The sequence below is a fragment of the Mesorhizobium sp. M0960 genome (assembly GCF_040319055.1).
Taxonomy (GTDB): domain Bacteria; phylum Pseudomonadota; class Alphaproteobacteria; order Rhizobiales; family Rhizobiaceae; genus Mesorhizobium.
This window is the reverse complement of the sequence record NZ_JAMYNN010000049.1, coordinates 1-2865: the sequence shown is the minus strand read 5'-3', so window position 1 is coordinate 2865 and position 2865 is coordinate 1. Positions and strand designations below refer to the sequence as shown.

General features: G+C 61.0%; 2 protein-coding genes and 3 pseudogenes. 2 read left to right on the top strand and 3 right to left on the bottom strand.

The features are described from left to right. Positions 1-143: 143 nt before the first annotated feature. Positions 144-245 (bottom strand): annotated as a pseudogene (locus NKH63_RS31230) (LysR family transcriptional regulator); the annotation flags it as partial. 575 nt (positions 246-820) lie between these two features. Between NKH63_RS31230 and NKH63_RS31225 the strand changes: the two are divergent. Both NKH63_RS31225 and NKH63_RS31220 read left to right on the top strand, forming a co-directional pair. Then, entirely contained in the window at positions 821-1096 is a 276-nt protein-coding gene (locus tag NKH63_RS31225; RefSeq protein WP_352458906.1) for an acyl carrier protein, read from the top strand. Continuing rightward, entirely contained in the window at positions 1097-2302 is a 1206-nt protein-coding gene (locus NKH63_RS31220) for a beta-ketoacyl-[acyl-carrier-protein] synthase family protein (protein ID WP_352453892.1), read from the top strand. It abuts the gene before it with no gap. On the opposite strand, the pseudogene NKH63_RS31215 reads toward NKH63_RS31220, so the two are convergent. Next, positions 2289-2453, bottom strand: a pseudogene (locus NKH63_RS31215) (LysR family transcriptional regulator); the annotation flags it as partial. The gene NKH63_RS31220 and the pseudogene NKH63_RS31215 sit on opposite strands and share 14 nt — an antisense overlap. A 168-nt stretch (positions 2454-2621) precedes the next feature. Next, a pseudogene (locus NKH63_RS31210) lies at positions 2622-2865 on the bottom strand (transposase); the annotation flags it as partial.

The following is a 2865-nucleotide window of genomic DNA, read 5'->3' as shown; positions in this document are numbered from 1 at the left end:
CGCCGACTGATGACAAACCGCTCAGCGGCAGCGCAAGATCGTTCATGGTGGGTGTGGTCTCCGGGAAATGGTTCGGATCGGCTTAGGCAACCAAATCCTATGTCATTTCAACGGCTTGCGCCACATCCACCAACCCCCATGAATTTGGTTAGGTTGATGCGGCGTGCCGCCGCCGTGAGGCCGCGCTCGCTCAGCAGCGCGTCGAGAACGACGAGAAGATTCAGATCGAGCCCTTTGAAACGCATGTCTTAGCTATCCATAGCGTGGATGCATTTGATTGAAACAAACGATTTTACCAATTTTCCGGAATGTCGCATGGACTTGGCAGGACCTCACGTGCGCCGATCACTGCCTCTATCGCGTGGCGAGTCCCTTGAGAAGAGCCCGAAAGAGGAAATCTGTCGCGTGCGGTGGAGATTGTACTGGGAATGAGAGGCAGCGCTCCGATCATGTCGAACTCTCCGACGAATGGCGGACCGGTACAATAGTTGATCGCAACTGGTCCGGAGCTATGAAACATCTCGATTACATATGAGGTGCCGAGTGAATACGCTGACAGCACCCACCGTCGCAGCGTTTAGCTGACGTTTGACGACGGTTCCTATCCATTTACACGCAGATTCTTGATGTGCTGGCGCAAAAGCGGGAGGCCGGCGACTTTTCTTCGTCATCGGGCTGACGCCGCAGAAGCCGGAACTCGTCCGGTTCCTATGGGCATTGGGCTTGGTCGGTCGCACAGGCTCTATGAGGGGCAATTTTGGCAACGCGACGCGACTCGGGTTTTGAACGACGCCGAAAACGCAAGCTGGAAAGGAACAAGATGGCAGATCAACTCGCCAACGAAATAATCGCCATTATCAAGAAGCGCGCCGCGTCGGAGGGCGGCATAGCGCCTGCCACAGGCGGCGAGATAACGGCTGCCACGGGACTGACTTCGCTCGGTATCGATTCACTGGGATTGGCGGACGTTCTCTGGGACCTGGAGCAGGCCTACGGCATCCAGATCGAGATGAATACGGCCGAGGCATGGTCGGATCTCCAGAATGTTGGGGACATGGTGGAAGCCGTGCGCAGCTTGCTCGCTAAGGGGGTGTGAATGGACAGGCGCGTCGTGATTACTGGGATTGGCGGTATTTGCGGGCTTGGGACCAACGCCGCCGCCATTTGGACAGAGATGCGAGAAGGCCGCTCCGCCATCGGCCCAATCGTCAACTCCGAGCTCCATGAATTGAGGGTCAGGATCGGTGCCGAGATCAAGGCGCTGCCGGAGCATGACATCGACGGCAAGCAACTCATCTCCATGGACCGCTTCAGCCTGCTCGCTGTGCTTGCGGCGCGCGAAGCCATGCGTCAGGCCGGACTTTCCTCCAAAGAGGGAAATAGCTATCGCTTCGGTGCGACGGTGGGCGTTGGCGGCTGCGGGTGGGATGCGATCGAGCAAACCTACCGCGCCATCCTTCTGGGCGGTAAGCGTGCCGCTCTCTTGACTGTACCCAAGGCGATGCCGGGTGCCGCTGCCGGCCAGGTCAGCATGAGTCTTGGTCTGCGCGGGCCGGTGTTCGGCGTCACGTCCGCCTGTTCCTCGGCAAACCATGCGATTGCCTGCGCGGTGGACCAGATCAGGCTCGGCCGGGCCGACGTGATGCTTGCCGGCGGCAGCGAAGCGCCGCTCATATGGGGTGTGCTGAAGGCATGGGAAGCGATCCGCGTGCTTTCGCCCGATACTTGCCGGCCATTCTCGGCCGATCGCCAGGGCCTGTCGCTTGGTGAAGGCGCCGGCATGGCGGTGCTGGAAAGCTACGAGCATGCCCTGGCTCGGGGCGCCACCATCCTTGCCGAAATTGCCGGTGCCGGCCTTTCCGCCGATGCGTCCGACATCGTCGCGCCGACTGTCGAGGGGCCGGAGGCAGCAATGCGGGCCTGCCTTGCCGATGCCAGGCTGGACGCCGAGGATGTCGACTATCTCAACGCGCACGGCACCGGCACCAAGGCCAACGACCAGATCGAGACGGCGGCGATCAAGCGCGTCTTCGGTCAGCACGCCTTCTCAATGTCCATTTCTTCTACCAAGTCCATGCACGCGCATTGCCTCGGCGCGTCCGGCGCGCTCGAGTTGATCGCCTGCGTGATGGCTATCCGCGAGAGCGTCGTGCCGCCGACTGCCAATTATCGTGAGCTGGACCCCGATTGCGATCTCGACGTCACGCCCAATGTGGCACGCGAGCGCAAGGTGCGCGTGGCACTGAGCAACTCCTTCGCCTTTGGCGGCACGAACGCGGTTCTGGCGTTCAGGCAGGTGTAGAAGCCATGAGAGATGCCTCCGGCAACATTATCTCTCGCATCCAGATGCTTGCCGGATAACTATTGTGAAGGGCGGGTCATTGACCGCCTCGGCGAATGCGGGAAGTGGCAGCGGAAGCTCGACGATCCGGGGGTATCGTCTTTGCGAAATTCTTAACTGTTGAAGCGGCTTGGACGTACCGCCGCCCCGTAAAAGGTAAGCGAGGCCCTGCGGGCTCGGCTTGAGGGTCTGAAGCTGTACACGACAATGTCTGGAAGCCGCAGGGTCGGCTCTGCGCCCGTTATAGTCGCCTGAGTGCTGCCGGCCCGGCCGCGCCGCGGGCGCCGTCAACGAACTCCTTGAACCTGCGGACCTTGCCTGTCTTGGCCGACGCTTCGAAGCGCGCCGTCGTGCTGGCCTCCAGATCCGCGACATGCTTGCGCAGGGTCGTGGTGGGCGCGAGGCCAAAGATGAAGTCGACGTCGTTGGCGCGGCACCAGTCGATGACCTGCGGGTTGCAATAATGGCTATCGCCGCGGAGCAGGATTCGAATGTTCGGCCAGTTGATCCGGATCGCCCGCACC

Bases quoted from the DNA above. Each gene is read 5' to 3' on its own strand.
- NKH63_RS31220 (WP_352453892.1), top strand. From the start codon at position 1,097: ATGGACAGGCGCGTCGTGATTACTGGGATTGGCGGTATTTGCGGGCTT.
- NKH63_RS31225 (WP_352458906.1), top strand. From the start codon at position 821: ATGGCAGATCAACTCGCCAACGAAATAATCGCCATTATCAAGAAGCGC.